Below are 13,531 nucleotides of genomic sequence, written 5' to 3'. Positions count from 1 at the left end.
GGCGAGGCCCCGCCCCCGCTCCCCCGCCCCCGCCCCCGCCCCCGCTGCCCTGCCTACGCTCCGTAGAACAGCTCGTCCACGACCGCGCGGGCCCGTCGCGTGATGCGGCGGTAGTCGTCCAGCATCTCGCCGACCGTGCCCTCCGCGTAGCCGAGGTAGCGGCCCACCGCCGCCAGTTCGCGGGCTGCGGAGGGGAAGGTGTCCCCGGCGCGGCCGCGGACCAGCATCACCGCGTTGCGCACGCGGGTGGCCAGGACCCAGGCCTCGTCCAGGATCTGCGCCTCCTCGGTCGGGATCAGCCCGGCCGCGTGTGCGGCGGACAGGGCCTCGCGGGTGCGGGTCGTGCGCAGGCCCGGCTCGGCCCAGGCGTGCTGCATCTGGATCAGCTGGACGGTCCACTCGACGTCGCTGAGGCCGCCGCGGCCGAGTTTGGTGTGCAGCGTCGGGTCGGCGCCGCGCGGCAGCCGCTCCGATTCCATCCGGGCCTTGAGCCGTCGGATCTCCCGTACGGCCTCCTCGCCGAGGCCCTCCACCGGGTAGCGCAGCGGGTCGATCAGGTCGATGAAGCGCCGGCCCAGGTCGGCGTCGCCCGCGACCGGTTCGGCGCGCAGCAGGGCCTGGCTCTCCCAGGTCAGGGCCCAGCGCCGGTAGTACGCGGCGTACGAGGCCAGGGTGCGCACGAGCGGGCCGGAGCGGCCCTCGGGGCGCAGGTCGGCGTCGATGAGCAGCGGCGGGTCGGCGGTGGGCAGTTGGAGCAGGCGGCGCATCTCGGCGATGACGGTCTGGGCGGCCTTCGCGGCCTCCTGTTCGTCGACGCCCTCGCGGGGTTCGTGGACGAACAGGACGTCGGCGTCGGAGCCGTAGCCCAGTTCGTGGCCGCCGAAGCGGCCGACGCCGATGACGGCGAAGCGGGTGGGCAGGGTGTCGCCCCAGTGGGACCCGACGGCGGCGCGCAGGGCGCCGGCGACGGTGGCGGCGGTGAGGTCGGAGACGGCTCCGCCGACCCGGTCGACGAGGGCTCCGAGGTCCTCCTCGGCCGGGCTGTCCTCCGTACCGTACGAGCGGATGATGTCGGCCGCGGCGGTACGGAAGAGCTCGCGGCGGCGGACTCCGCGGGCGGCCGCGACGGCGGCCTCGGGGTTCTCGGCGCGGCCGACGGCGGCGAGGACCTCCTGCTCCAGGGCCTCGGGGGTACGGGGCTGGAGGCCTTCGGGGTCGCCGAGCAGGGCGACGGCCTCGGGGGCGCGCATCAGCAGGTCGGGGGCGAGGCGGCCGGCGGACAGGACGCGGGCGAGGTTCTCGGCGGCGGCCCCCTCGTCGCGCAGCAGCCGCAGGTACCAGGGGGTCTTGCCGAGGGCGTCGGAGACCTTGCGGAAGCCGAGCAGGCCGGCGTCGGGGTCGGCGGAGTCGGCGAACCAGCCGAGCATGACCGGCAGCAGGGTGCGCTGGATGGCGGCCTTGCGGGTGACGCCGGAGGCGAGGGCCTCGAGGTGGCGCAGGGCCGCGCCCGGGTCGGCGTAGCCGAGGGCTTCGAGGCGCTGTCCGGCGGCGCGCGGGGAGAGCCGGGTCTCGCCGGGGGCGAGCTGGGCGACGGCGTCGAGGAGCGGCCGGTAGAAGAGCTTCTCGTGCAGGCGGCGCACGACGGAGGCGTGGCGGCGCCAGGCCTTGTTGAGTTCGGCGACGGGTTCGGTGCGCAGGCCCATGGAGCGGCCCAGGCGCCGCAGGTCGTGCTCGTCCTCGGGGACGAGGTGGGTGCGGCGCAGCCGGTAGAGCTGGATGCGGTGCTCCATGGTGCGCAGGAAGCGGTACGCGTCGTGCAGCTGGGCGGCGTCGGCGCGGCCGACGTAGCCGCCGGCGGCGAGGGAGTGCAGGGCGTCGAGGGTGGTGCCGGAGTGCAGGGTGTGGTCGCTGCGGCCGTGGACGAGCTGGAGCAGCTGGACGGCGAACTCGACGTCGCGCAGGCCGCCGGGGCCGAGCTTGAGCTCGCGGTCGACCTGGGCGGCGGGGATGTTGTCGACGACGCGGCGGCGCATCTTCTGGACGTCGGCGACGAAGTTCTCGCGCTCGGCGGCCTGCCAGACCAGGGGGCTTATGGCCTGGATGTACTGCGCGCCGAGGTCGGGGTCCCCGGCGACGGCGCGGGCCTTGAGGAGGGCCTGGAACTCCCAGGTCTTGGCCCAGCGCTGGTAGTAGGCGAGGTGGGAGGAGAGGGTCCGGACGAGCGGACCGTTTCTGCCCTCGGGGCGGAGGTTGGCGTCGACGGGCCAGATGGTGCCTTCGACGGTGGTCTCGGAGCAGATCCGCATGAGGTGGGAGGCCAGGCGGGTGGCGGCCTGGAGGCCCTTGCCCTCGTCGGTTCCGGGGACGGCCTCGCCGACGAAGATGACGTCGACGTCGGAGACGTAGTTCAGCTCGTTGCCGCCGCACTTGCCCATCGCGATGACGGCGAGGCGGCAGTGGGCGGCGTCGTCGGGGGCGGCGGCGCTCGCGATGCGCAGGGCCGCGCGGAGGGTGGCGGTGGCGAGGTCGGCGAGCTCGGCGGCGGTCTGGGCGATGTCTATGGTGCCGCAGACGTCGCGGGCGGCGATGGAGAGCAGGCAGCGGCGGTAGGCGATGCGGAGGTCGACGGGGTCGTGGGCGCCGGCGAGGCCGCGCTCGAACTCCGGGAGCCCGGGGTGCAGGTCGGCGGCCTCGTAGGTGACGAGGGCGTGCCAGTCGCGGGGGTGGCGGGCGAGGTGGTCGGCGAGCGCCTCGGAGGCGCCGAGCACACCGAGCAGGCGGTCGCGCAGCGGCTTGGCGCTGACCAGGGTGTCGAGGAGCAGGGACAGCTCCTCGGGCGGCTGCGCCTCGGCGAGCCGGACGAGCCCGAGCAGGGCCAGGTCGGGGTCGGCGGTGGCGCCGAGGGCGTCGAGGAGCACGGGATCGGCGCGTACGGAGGCCAGCGCGTCGGCGTCCAGCAGCCGGGCGGCGGCCGAGGGGTCGGTGAACCCGCTGCGGAGCAGCCGGATGAAGGTGCTGCTCCTGCGTCCCGGGACTGTCATCCCGCCGCCTCCCGCGGTCGTCGCTGCCACTGCCCTGGCGTGCCTCGTGGTGAGCCTAGCCGGAGCAGGCGTTCGACTCACCGACACGTACCATGACGGGGATTATCGGATTATCCGAATACTTATGGCGTGATGGGGCCAGCTCCCCGCCTACCGGCCGCGAGGAGCCCCATGTCCGACGGACGCCCCTACCCCGGCTCCGCCTGGCCCGGGCCGGAGCCGATACCCGGAGCCGGGCCCCCGCCGGCCCCGCCCGCGGCAGCCTGGCAGTCCGACCGCCAAGCCGGGTCCCCGCCGGCCCCGCCCGCGGCAGCGTGGCAGCCCGCCCACCAGGCCGAGGCCCCACCGACCCCGGCCGCGGCAGCCTGGCAGTCCGACCGCCCGACCGAGGCTCCGCAGCCGGACGTTCCGCGCGGCGGCCGCAAGGCCGCCCGACTGGCCCGCGACGCCGAACGCACCGTCAGCCGGGCCGGCCGCGCCAAGGCAACCACCGCACCGGGGGCCAAACGCAGCCGCCGCCAGGCCGGAACCCCCGCCACCCCGCCGGAGGCGCGAGGCAGGCGCGGCCGCCGCCGAAGCATGCCCCAAGCCACCGGCTCCCCGGCCGGGTCACCCACCCACGGGACGGCCGCCACCGCCGCCTCCCCCACCCCGCCGGAGGCGCACGGCAGACGCGGCCGCCGACGGACCGAGGCCGCCACCGCCTCCCCCACCCCGCCGGAGGCCCGAGGCCGACGGGCCGCGGCGGCCGGCGGCGGCAGGTCGTCCACCGCGCCGGAGGCGAAGGGCCACCGCTGGGCCGGCTTCGTCAAGGTCGTCGCCTTCTGCGCGGCCACCGCCGCCGGCAGCATGCTCATGCTCCGCGGCCACGAGGCCCTCGACCGCCTGGCCGCCCCCGTGGTCCCCGACAGCAAAGCCACCGCCCCCGCGGCCCCCGCGGACGCACCCGACCCCGGCCGGGTGCTCCAGATCATCGCTCATCCCGATGACGATCTTTACTTCATGAATCCGGACCTGCGCTATTCCATATCCGCCGGCCTCCCCGTCACCTCGGTCTACCTGACCTCCGGCGAGGCCGACGGCGTCAACGCCGGCTCCGCCAAGCAGGCCACCACCGCGCCCGACAAGCCCGCTTACGCCGAAGCCCGCCAGAACGGCATCCGCGCCGCCTACGCCAAGATGGCCACCGGCGACCGCGGCAGCGCCTGGAAGCGCACCGCCGTCCCGACCAAGGGCGGCGGGCACGCCGAGGTCGACGTCCTCGTCGCCAAGCCCCAGGTGAACCTGGTCTGGCTGCAGCTGCGCGAGGCCGGCAACGTCTACGCCGACGTCCCCGACAGCCTGCACGGCCTGTGGGACGGCAAGGTCCCCCGACTGGAGTCGATGCTCGCCTCCGGAAGCCCCGTCAAGCAGAGGTTCACGTACACGAAGGACCAGGTCGTCCAGACCGTCGTCGGCATCCTGGAGCAGTACAAGCCGACCACGATCCGCTCCCAGGACCCGACCCCCGGCCGGCACCCCGACACCAAGCGCTACACCGACCACCAGGACCACTTCTACGGCGCCCGCTTCGTGCAGCTGGCCACCGCCGCGTACGCGAAGGACGTCAAGGACCGCCCGCACTTCGTGCTGCAGAACTACCTCGGCTACTTCAACGGCTCCCTGCCCAGCGCCCTTGACCCGGACGAGGCCAGGGAGAAGCTGGACATCCTCGACACCTACGCCTGGCTCGACCGGCAGAACCACTGCGGCAGCGACGCCGGCTGCGGCGACCTCAAGGTCGCCGACCACCCGGCGGGCAACCGCTGGTCGGACTCCATCAACTACGCCCGCGGCACCGGTACCTCCTGGCTGACCTCCGACAAGGAGCACGGGCTGTGGGCCTTCAAGGTGCTCGACGGCCAGGTCGCCGTCTGGCACCGGCCGGGCCCGATCGGCCGCTGGAGCGGCCCGAACCTGCTGCCCGGCACCGGCACGGACCCGGGCGTGTCCACCGTCACCCTCCAGGACGGCCGGATAGCCGCCTTCGGCACCCGCACCTCCTTCGGCGCGAAGCCCGCGGACTACCGGCGCGAGATCGTGTACGCGGTCCAGAAGGGCCCCGGCTCCGAGGAGTTCGGCGCATGGCAGTCGCTGGGCACCCCGGAGGCCGCGGACGAGAACTGGACCTCCGACATCAGCGCCCCGGCCGTCTCGGTCGACGGCAGCGGGCAGCTGGCGGCGTACGTCCGCGACGGCGCGTACACCCTGCGCGGCAGGGTGCAGCAGGCGGACGGCAGCTGGGGCCCGTGGGAGAAGTACGGCGGCTCCGACCTGCACGGCACCCCCGCCACGGCGATCGACGGCGCCGGGCGGCGGATGGTGTTCTCGGCGACCCCCAAGACGGTGGTGGGCTGGGTGCAGCCGAGCCCGGGCGGGCCGCTGGGCCCGGCCACCGCCACCGGGCTGCCGGACACCACGCTCCCGCTCACCGCGGAGGGCCGCGAGGGCGGGGTGCGGCTGTGGTTCCGCAAGCCGGGCTCCGGCAACGTCCGCACCGCCCTCGTGACGGGTGACGGCGGACTGAAGGTGAACCACCTCACGGACCTCGGCGGCCTGGGCGGCTTCGGCTCGGTGACGGCGAGCGGGCACGTACTGGCGGGCCGCGCGGCGGGCGGACAGCTGGGGTCGGACGTCGGATGGGGCCGGCCGTGGGAGCGGTCGCCGCTGATGTTCGTCGGCGCCCCGTCCTCGACGATGACCGGCAAGAACCTGGTCAGCCTGGCCGTGGTGGGGCTCGACGCGCGGCTGTACGTGACCTCGTCGGCGGACGCCCCGGACGCCCACCTGGCACCGTGGCAGCCGGTGGGCCCGCGCAACACGGGCCCGTAGCGCGCCCCCGCACGCCCCCGACCACCCCCCACCAGTACGCCGGTTGACCCCGGGAGCGGACGAACGGCGTCCACATCTTGGTCACATATCCGGATCAAAATCTCCACAGGGCACAATCACGTCCGGTCATTTCCGGAAGGCAGCAGTCATCGCCGAAACCGGTGAACCAAGTTCCCCGTATTGGCCTCTCTCTGACTGCTCAGCGGTTTTCCCGCCCGGACGATCGAACCCTAGGCGTGCCCGATGCCCATGACCCGCCGCCGCTTCGCGGCCCTGCTCGGCGTGCTCACCGCCGGTACCACCGGTGTGCTCGCCGTCGCCTCCGGCCAGCAGACATCGGCCGGGGCCACCCAGGAGAACAGCGCCGCCGCGGTCCTGCCCGCGAGCGTCACGGCCGGCTCGGTCGTCCAGGTCGTCGCGCACCCCGATGACGACCTGTTCTTCATGAACCCGGACCTCAGCCGCTCGCTGCTCTCCGGGGTCCCCGTCACCACCGCCTACCTCACCTCGGGCGAGGCCGACGGCCGCAACGAGGCGCGCGGCGCGACCATCCGGGACCCCGAGCAGCCCGCCGACCGCACCCACTACGCGGAGGCCCGGCAGAACGGCATCCGCTCCGCCTACGCGCAGATGGCCACCGGCGACCGGACCAGCGCCTGGAAGCGCACCGTCATACCCACCGCGGGCGGCGGCCAGGCCGAGCTCGACGTCCTCGTGGCGAAGCCGCACGTGAACCTGGTGTGGTTCCAGCTGCGCGAGGCCCGCAGCACCGCCGCGGACAACCCCGACAGCCTGCGCGGCCTGTGGAACGGGCGGATACCCGCACTGGGCGCCCAGCTGGCCTCCGGCACCCCGGTCAAGCAGCAGTTCACGTACACGAAGGACCAGCTGATACAGGCGATAGCCGGGGTCCTGGCGCGCTACAAGCCGACGACGATACGGATGCAGGACCCGACGCCGGGCCGGTACGGGGAGACCGGCCCCTACACCGACCACCAGGACCACATGTACGGGGCGCGCTTCGTGCAGGCCGCCTCCGCCGCCTACGCCGCGCAGTACACGGACCGCCCGCGGTTCTCGGTCCAGAGCTACCTCGGCTACCACAACAGCACCCTCCCGCACGCGCTGGACCCGCAGACGGCCGAGACGAAGACCGGCTACCTGCGGACGTACGCCTGGCAGGACCGCAAGGACCACTGCGGGTCCCCCTCGGGCTGCGGCGACCGCAAGGTCGCGGGCAACCCGACCGGCCGCAACTGGGCCCAGTCGCTGCGCTACACCCGCGCCGACCACACCTCCTGGCTGGTCGAGGGAACGCCCGGCCGGCTCTGGGCGTTCGCCACGCTGGACGGCCAGACCGCGTACTGGACGCGGACCCCCGGCGGCGACTGGGCGGGCCCCTCCCTCCTCCCGGGCACGGGCATCGACCCGGGGGCGACCACCGCCCGCCTGCCGGACGGCCGGATCGCGGTCCTCGCCACCCGCACCGCCTTCGGCGCACGGCCCGAGGACTACCGGCGCGAGGTCGTGTACGCCGTCCAGTCCGCGCCCGACGGCCCGTTCGGACCGTGGCAGTCGCTCGGCACCCCCGAGCGGGTCGACGAGGACGGCACCTCGTCGATCAGCGCACCGGCCGCGGCCGTGGACGCGGAGGGCCGGCTCACCGTCTACCTGCGCGACTCCCGCCGCACCCTGCGCGCCGCCGCCCAGCAGCCGGACGGCGGCTTCTCCCCCTGGCGGCGGCTGGGCGGCGAGGACCTGCAGAGCGACCCGGTGACGGCGGTCGACTCCGCCGGGCGCCGCCACGTGTACGCCACCACCACGAAGTCCGTCCTGGCCTGGACCCAGGCCGCCCCGGGCGCCCCCCTGCTCGGGCCGCAGCCGACGGGCCTGCCCGCCACGACGGTTCCCCTCTCGGCGGCCCCGGACGGCGCGGGCGTCCGGCTGTACTTCCGCCGCCCGGACTCGGGAGTCGTCCGCTCCGCCCTGGTCACGGCGGGCCCGGGCAAGCCCCAGGTCTCCAGCGTCTCGGAGGCGGGCGGCCGGGCCGGCTACGGCGCGGTCGGCGTCGCGGGCCGCCACATCTCGGGCCGGGCGGACAGCGGCACGGTCGGAACGACGGGCCTGGGCGGCCCGCCCGCCTGGACGGAGTCCGGGATGCTGTACGCGGGCGCCCCGGCGGCCGTGGTCGAACCGGCGGGCTCGACGATGGCGGTCGTGGGCCTGGACGCGCAGCTCCACACCACCACGGCGGCCGCGGGCCCCGGCCGGCCCGCGTGGCGCCGCGCGGTGCGCTGACCCCGCCCGGACGTACGGGCGCGGAGGCCGCTCAGCCGGCGACGGGGTACATCGACCCCCGCCGGCCCTCCGGCGAGGTCAGCCACTCCAGCTTCTCCGCCGTCTCGGTGCCCGGCAGCGGGGTGTGGAGCACGATCGCCAGGTCGGGGCGGGCCGGGACGCGCAGCTGCGTGGACTCCACGTACAGCCTGCCGACGACCGGATGCTCCATCTGCTTCTGGAGCTGCCCGCCGGGCTCGACGTCCCGCCGCTCCCACAGCCCGGCGAACTCCGGGCTGAGCTCGCACGCCTCCTCGACCACGGCCCGGAACCCCTCGTCGTGGGGGTGGTCCGAGCAGGCCGCCCGGAACTGGGCCACCACCTGGCACGCGACCTCCTCCCAATGAGGGGTGCGGGCCCGGTGGATGGGGTCGGTGAAGAAGGCGATCAGACAGTTCTGCACGATGTCCGGGCGCATGCCGAAGACCAGCGCGGCCGCGTCGTTGTACATCACCGTGTTCCAGTACCGGTCCATGATGTGTGCGGGGAACGGCATCCAGGCGTCGATCAGCCGCCGCAAGCCCTGGCACATGTCCCGGTCTGCGGGGGCGACTTCGAGGGCGGGCGGATTGAGTCCGGCGAGTACGTACAGGTGTCGCCGCTCGGCGCTGGTGAGCTTCAGCACCCGGCCCACCGCGTCCAGTACCTGCGCGGACACCGTGATGTCGCGGCCCTGTTCCAGCCACTGGTACCAGGAGGCCCCGACTCCGGCGAGCACCGCGACCTCTTCCCGGCGCAGGCCGGGGGTGCGGCGGCGGGCCCCGCCGTCCGGCAGGCCGGCCTCGGACGGGGTGACGCGGGCCCGTCTGCTCATGAGGAACTCGCGCAGTTCGGCCCGGCGGTGCTCGTCGGACGGTGTGGCCACGAAATCCCCCTGCTCGGCTGCCTGATGACACCTGGTGGTGCCTGGTGGTGCCGCCACCAGGATAAGTTCCCACTCTGCACGGGCATTCCCGGGCCGCGAGGGTGGTGGCCATGGCGATCAACACACGGGCTCCCGAAGCTCCCGAGACCACCCGGCTGGCGGGCCGGGCAAGACTGGTCCTCTTCGTACTCTGCGCCGCCCAGTTCATGGTGGCGCTCGACTTCTCCGTACTGAACGTGGCCCTGCCGGTGCTCGGCGAGGACCTCGGGCTGAGCCGGTCCGCCCTCCAGTGGGCGGTCACCGCGTTCGCGCTGCCGTCCGGCGGCTTCCTGCTCCTCTTCGGCCGGATCGCCGACCTGTTCGGCCGCAAGAAGCTGTTCCTGGCCGGCCTCGCGGTCTTCGGCGCGGCCTCGCTGCTCGCCACCCTCGCCTGGGACCCGGCGTCCTTCCTGACCGGGCGGGCCCTGCAGGGCATGGGCGCGGCGGTCATCGTGCCGACGGGGATGTCCCTGCTGACCACGACCTTCCCGGAGGGCCCGCTGCGCGACAAGGCGCTCGGCATCTCCGGCACCCTGCTCTCCCTCGGCTTCACCGTCGGCATGCTGCTAGGCGGCGTCATGACCGACACCCTGGGCTGGCGCTCCACCATGGGCCTGCTCGCGGTCGCCGCGGTGGTCGTGCTGCTCCTCGCGCCGGGGCTGCTGCCGGAATCGCGTACGCCCGAGCGGCCGCGGCTGGACGTGCCCGGCGCGGTCACGGTCACCGGCGGTCTGCTCGCGCTGATCTACGCGCTGTCGACGGCGGCCCAGCGCGGCTTCGGCGGTGCGGACGTGTGGGGCACGCTGGTCGCCGGACTCGCCCTGCTCGCCGCGTTCGTGGTGGTGGAGTCGAAGTCCCCGGCTCCGCTGGTCTCCTTGCCCATGCTGGGGCGGCGTACGGTCGCCTGGGGCAATGTGGGCGGCCTGGTGACGTTCTCGATGATGTCGACGGTCATCTTCGTCCTCACCCTCTACCTCCAGGAGACGCTGGGCCTGTCGTCCTTCCTCACCGGGCTGGTGTTCGGCGTCCAGGGCGCAGCCTCCGTGGTGGCCGGTTCGTACGCCCCGCGGGTCATCGGCCGCTTCGGCGCCCGCCGCACGCTGGTCGCCTCACTGGCCGGCCAGGGCGTGCTCACCGCCGCGCTGCTCGGTGCCGGCGCGGACTCGGGTGCCCTGCTGGCGACCGTGGCCGTATCCCTGGCCAGCATGTGCCACCTCGGCGCGATCATCTCGTACGGCCTGGTGGTGACGAGCGGCGTGCCCGACGGGGAACAGGGCCTGGCGACCGGCCTGGTCACCACCACCCAGCAGGTCGGCCTCACCATCGGCATCCCGCTCCTCGGCGTACTGGCCACGACCCAGACGGCACTCCTCGACGGGGTCCGCACGGTCCTCGCCGTCGACGCGGCGATCGTCCTCACGACGGCCCTCCTGACGGCGGCAGCCCTGACCCGCCGCGGCAACCGCCCCACCGGGACGGCATGACGACGGCGGTACCCCGAACACGGCGACCAGCGGCGCAGCACCCGGCGACGGGACCCCGCTCCTACCATCGCCCTCTCCCCCGGTCCCATCGGATCGACGTGATCACACAAGGCGTCTGACGGCTGCTCACCAGGGCTGGTCCGGGCCGTCCTCGGACTGCGGGTAGTAGCGCATGGCGGGGCCGGCCCGGTGGCGGCTCAGGAAGGGCGGGTGGTGCGGGCCTTCGACGCAGCCGAGGAGCTGGGGCCGCGCCCAGCCCCAGCTTGCCGGCTCGTCCAGCAGTTCCCGCAGTCGCGCCGCAGCGGGCGTCGGTCGCTCGTTCATGCGGGGCACGTTGCCAGACCCCGCTGACAGGCCCGCGCCCCGCGCTTCAGAGTCCGAGCACGAGCAGGATCACGATCACCGGCGGGACGAGCGCGGTCCATGCGCTCCAACGGCCGGCGGCGGTCCCGGAGAAGAGCCAGGACGCCAGGACGAGCAGCGGGGTAAGGGTCCAGCTGGCGAACCAGCAGACGGCGACCACCGCGAGCGTCGCGTCCAGACCCGGCGCGCAGTGGGCGGGACCGCAGCTGTCCGCCGCCATCGGGGCGAGCCCGCCGAAGAGGAAGGCCACGGGGGCGAGCAGCACCGTCAGGACGGAGGTCCAGACGGGCACCGCTCGACTGTCCCGGTCGGCGGGGGCTGCCATGGTGGCCCTGGTCGTTTCGCTCATGGGCCCAGCCAACCGTGCCGGACTCCGCAGCACCTGAGCGCTCGTACTCACCCATGTCGCCGGCCGTACTTACGTCGAGACGGCCTCGGGCTGGTGGTCGTCGACCACCAGCCCGAGGTGCCAGAAAAGGCTGCTGTTACAGCACCGGCAGGTTCTTGCGGAGTTCGAAGGCGGTGACCTCGCTGCGGTACTCCTCCCACTCCTGCTTCTTGTTGCGGAGGAAGAAGTCGAAGACGTGTTCGCCGAGGGTTTCGGCGACCAGTTCGCTGCGTTCCATCAGGGCGATGGCCTCGCCGAGGTTCTGGGGGAGGGGTTCGATGCCCATGGCGCGGCGTTCGGCGTCGGAGAGGGCCCAGACGTCGTCGTCGGCGCCGGCCGGGAGTTCGTAGCCCTCCTCGATGCCCTTGAGGCCCGCCGCCAGGAGGACGGCGTACGTGAGGTAGGGGTTGGCGCCCGAGTCGATCGAGCGGACCTCGACGCGCGAGGAGCCGGTCTTGCCGGGCTTGTACATCGGGACGCGGATCAGGGCCGAGCGGTTGTTGTGGCCCCAGCAGATGTACGAGGGGGCCTCGCCGCCCGAGCCGGCCGTGCGGGAGGAGCCTCCCCAGATGCGCTTGTACGAGTTGACCCACTGGTTGGTGACCGCCGCCGTTTCGGCGGCGTGCTTCAGCAGGCCCGCGATGAAGGAGCGGCCGACCTTGGAGAGCTGGTACTCGGCGCCCGACTCGTAGAAGGCGTTGCGGTCCCCCTCGAAGAGGGAGAGGTGGGTGTGCATGCCCGAACCGGGGTACTCCGAGAAGGGCTTCGGCATGAACGTGGCCTGGACGCCCTGCTCGAGCGCGACCTGCTTCATGACCAGGCGGAAGGTCATGATGTTGTCGGCCGTGGAGAGGGCGTCCGCGTAGCGGAGGTCGATCTCCTGCTGGCCCGGGGCGCCCTCGTGGTGGCTGAACTCGACCGAGATGCCCATCGATTCGAGCATGGTGATCGCCTGGCGGCGGAAGTCCATGCCCACGTTCTGGGGAGTGTGGTCGAAGTAGCCGGAGTTGTCGGCCGGGACCGGACGGGTGCCGTCCAGCGGCTTGTCCTTCAGCAGGAAGAACTCGATCTCGGGGTGGGTGTAGAACGTGAAGCCCAGGTCCGAGGTCTTGGCGAGGATGCGCTTGAGGACGTAGCGCGGGTCCGCGAAGGACGGCGAGCCGTCCGGCATCAGGATGTCGCAGAACATGCGGGCGGTCCCGGGGGCCTCGGCGCGCCACGGCAGTATCTGGAAGGTGCTCGGGTCCGGCTTGGCGATCATGTCGGACTCGTAGACCCTCGCGAAGCCCTCGATCGCGGAGCCGTCGAAGCCGATGCCCTCGTCGAAGGCCTGCTCCAGCTCCGCGGGGGCGACCGCGACGGACTTGAGGAAGCCCAGTACGTCGGTGAACCACAGGCGCACGAAGCGGATGTCGCGCTCCTCAAGCGTCCGGAGGACGAATTCCTGCTGCTTGTCCATGCCTTCATCCTCGCAGTTCAGACGGCCTGTGCACCACCACCGAGGGGGCCCGGCGCACAGCTGGGGGCGGACCAGTATCGCCAGCGGTGGTTTCCGCCACATTACGCACCCCGCAAAGGTCGTGACACCCCCGCTCTGACCATGCAGTGGTCATGAGCATTACCATCTGCGCCCATGGGGGGCCGGCAGCACACGCATGGGGGGCGTCACACACGCCCCGGCCTTCTGCGCGCCCTGCTGCCGAGGGCCTGCGGCCCGCTCGTCGGCACACTGGCCGGGGCGGTCGTCGGGGTGCTGCTTTTCTGTGCGCCACCCGGTGAAACCCGGGTTCCGGCATCCGCCCGAGGGCACGTCCAAGAGCACGTCCAAGAGCACGTCCAAAGGCATGGCCAGGGGCATGTCCAGCGGCACGTCGAGGGGCACGGACCGGCGCGCGCCGTCTGCGTGTCCCCGTACGACCTGCCCGGCTGCTCGGCCCTCGCGCACGTGATGCCGGGGCTGCTGCCCGTGCCGCCGCCCGCCGTGACCGTGGCCGGCGGCGATCCGCCGCCCCTCGCCGCGGCCGGCGCTCCGGGCCGGATCCGGGCTCCCCTCGCCCTCGCGCCCGCCCCCGACCTGCACGCCCTCCAGGTGCTGCGGACCTGACAGGTCCGGTTTCGCGTCCGTCCACCCCCCTCAGCAGAA

At 73.5% G+C, this 13,531-nt stretch carries 9 protein-coding genes; 4 read left to right on the top strand and 5 right to left on the bottom strand.

Annotation, left to right across the window (positions count from 1 at the left end; all coding sequences use genetic code 11):
* Positions 1–53: 53 nt before the first annotated feature.
* Entirely contained in the window at positions 54–3,041 is a 2,988-nt protein-coding gene (locus ACIPUC_RS07825; RefSeq protein WP_446587402.1) for a bifunctional [glutamine synthetase] adenylyltransferase/[glutamine synthetase]-adenylyl-L-tyrosine phosphorylase, read from the bottom strand.
* A gap of 171 nt (positions 3,042–3,212) precedes the next feature.
* Here ACIPUC_RS07825 and ACIPUC_RS07820 point away from each other — a divergent pair, with 171 nt between their 5' ends.
* Positions 3,213–5,912, top strand: coding sequence for a PIG-L family deacetylase (locus tag ACIPUC_RS07820; protein ID WP_446587400.1), 2,700 nt, complete (start codon positions 3,213–3,215; stop codon positions 5,910–5,912).
* 243 nt (positions 5,913–6,155) lie between these two features.
* Complete coding sequence (locus tag ACIPUC_RS07815; RefSeq protein WP_446587398.1) at positions 6,156–8,210, top strand: PIG-L family deacetylase; 2,055 nt, start codon at positions 6,156–6,158, stop codon at positions 8,208–8,210.
* 31 nt (positions 8,211–8,241) lie between these two features.
* Here ACIPUC_RS07815 and ACIPUC_RS07810 read toward each other — a convergent pair whose 3' ends face one another.
* Positions 8,242–9,063, bottom strand: coding sequence for a helix-turn-helix transcriptional regulator (locus ACIPUC_RS07810; RefSeq protein WP_446587672.1), 822 nt, complete (start codon positions 9,061–9,063; stop codon positions 8,242–8,244).
* Between the two features lie 161 nt (positions 9,064–9,224).
* On the opposite strand from ACIPUC_RS07810, the gene ACIPUC_RS07805 reads away from it, so the two are divergent.
* Positions 9,225–10,637 carry an MFS transporter gene (locus ACIPUC_RS07805; RefSeq protein ID WP_446587396.1) on the top strand — a complete coding sequence of 471 codons (1,413 nt, stop codon included), beginning with the start codon at positions 9,225–9,227 and terminating at the stop codon, positions 10,635–10,637.
* Between the two features lie 126 nt (positions 10,638–10,763).
* On the opposite strand, the gene ACIPUC_RS07800 is transcribed toward ACIPUC_RS07805, so the two are convergent.
* The 3 genes from ACIPUC_RS07800 to ACIPUC_RS07790 all read right to left on the bottom strand — a co-directional run bounded on the left by ACIPUC_RS07800 (position 10,764) and on the right by ACIPUC_RS07790 (position 12,847).
* Positions 10,764–10,961, bottom strand: coding sequence for a hypothetical protein (locus tag ACIPUC_RS07800; RefSeq protein WP_446587394.1), 198 nt, complete (start codon positions 10,959–10,961; stop codon positions 10,764–10,766).
* A gap of 46 nt (positions 10,962–11,007) precedes the next feature.
* The gene (locus ACIPUC_RS07795) at positions 11,008–11,349 is read right to left on the bottom strand and encodes a hypothetical protein (protein WP_446587392.1); all 342 of its coding nucleotides are present in this window, start codon (positions 11,347–11,349) and stop codon (positions 11,008–11,010) included.
* Positions 11,350–11,485: 136 nt separating this feature from the next.
* Positions 11,486–12,847: a glutamine synthetase family protein gene (locus tag ACIPUC_RS07790; RefSeq protein ID WP_031148703.1), complete on the bottom strand. Its 1,362-nt coding sequence runs from the start codon at positions 12,845–12,847 to the stop codon at positions 11,486–11,488.
* 444 nt (positions 12,848–13,291) lie between these two features.
* Here ACIPUC_RS07790 and ACIPUC_RS07785 point away from each other — a divergent pair, with 444 nt between their 5' ends.
* Positions 13,292–13,492: a hypothetical protein gene (locus tag ACIPUC_RS07785; protein WP_446587390.1), complete on the top strand. Its 201-nt coding sequence runs from the start codon at positions 13,292–13,294 to the stop codon at positions 13,490–13,492.
* The last annotated feature ends 39 nt before the right edge of the window (positions 13,493–13,531 follow it).

The sequence above is a fragment of the Streptomyces sp. LARHCF249 genome, assembly GCF_052871255.1.
The sequence above is the reverse complement of the archived record's forward strand: the minus strand, read 5'-3'. Positions and strand labels throughout refer to the sequence as shown.

Coding starts and splice junctions, on each gene's coding strand:
- ACIPUC_RS07800 (WP_446587394.1), bottom strand. CDS start 10,961: ATGAACGAGCGACCGACGCCCGCTGCGGCGCGACTGCGGGAACTGCTG.
- ACIPUC_RS07790 (WP_031148703.1), bottom strand. CDS start 12,847: ATGGACAAGCAGCAGGAATTCGTCCTCCGGACGCTTGAGGAGCGCGAC.
- ACIPUC_RS07810 (WP_446587672.1), bottom strand. CDS start 9,063: ATGAGCAGACGGGCCCGCGTCACCCCGTCCGAGGCCGGCCTGCCGGAC.
- ACIPUC_RS07825 (WP_446587402.1), bottom strand. CDS start 3,041: ATGACAGTCCCGGGACGCAGGAGCAGCACCTTCATCCGGCTGCTCCGC.
- ACIPUC_RS07820 (WP_446587400.1), top strand. CDS start 3,213: ATGTCCGACGGACGCCCCTACCCCGGCTCCGCCTGGCCCGGGCCGGAG.
- ACIPUC_RS07815 (WP_446587398.1), top strand. CDS start 6,156: ATGCCCATGACCCGCCGCCGCTTCGCGGCCCTGCTCGGCGTGCTCACC.
- ACIPUC_RS07805 (WP_446587396.1), top strand. CDS start 9,225: ATGGCGATCAACACACGGGCTCCCGAAGCTCCCGAGACCACCCGGCTG.
- ACIPUC_RS07795 (WP_446587392.1), bottom strand. CDS start 11,349: ATGAGCGAAACGACCAGGGCCACCATGGCAGCCCCCGCCGACCGGGAC.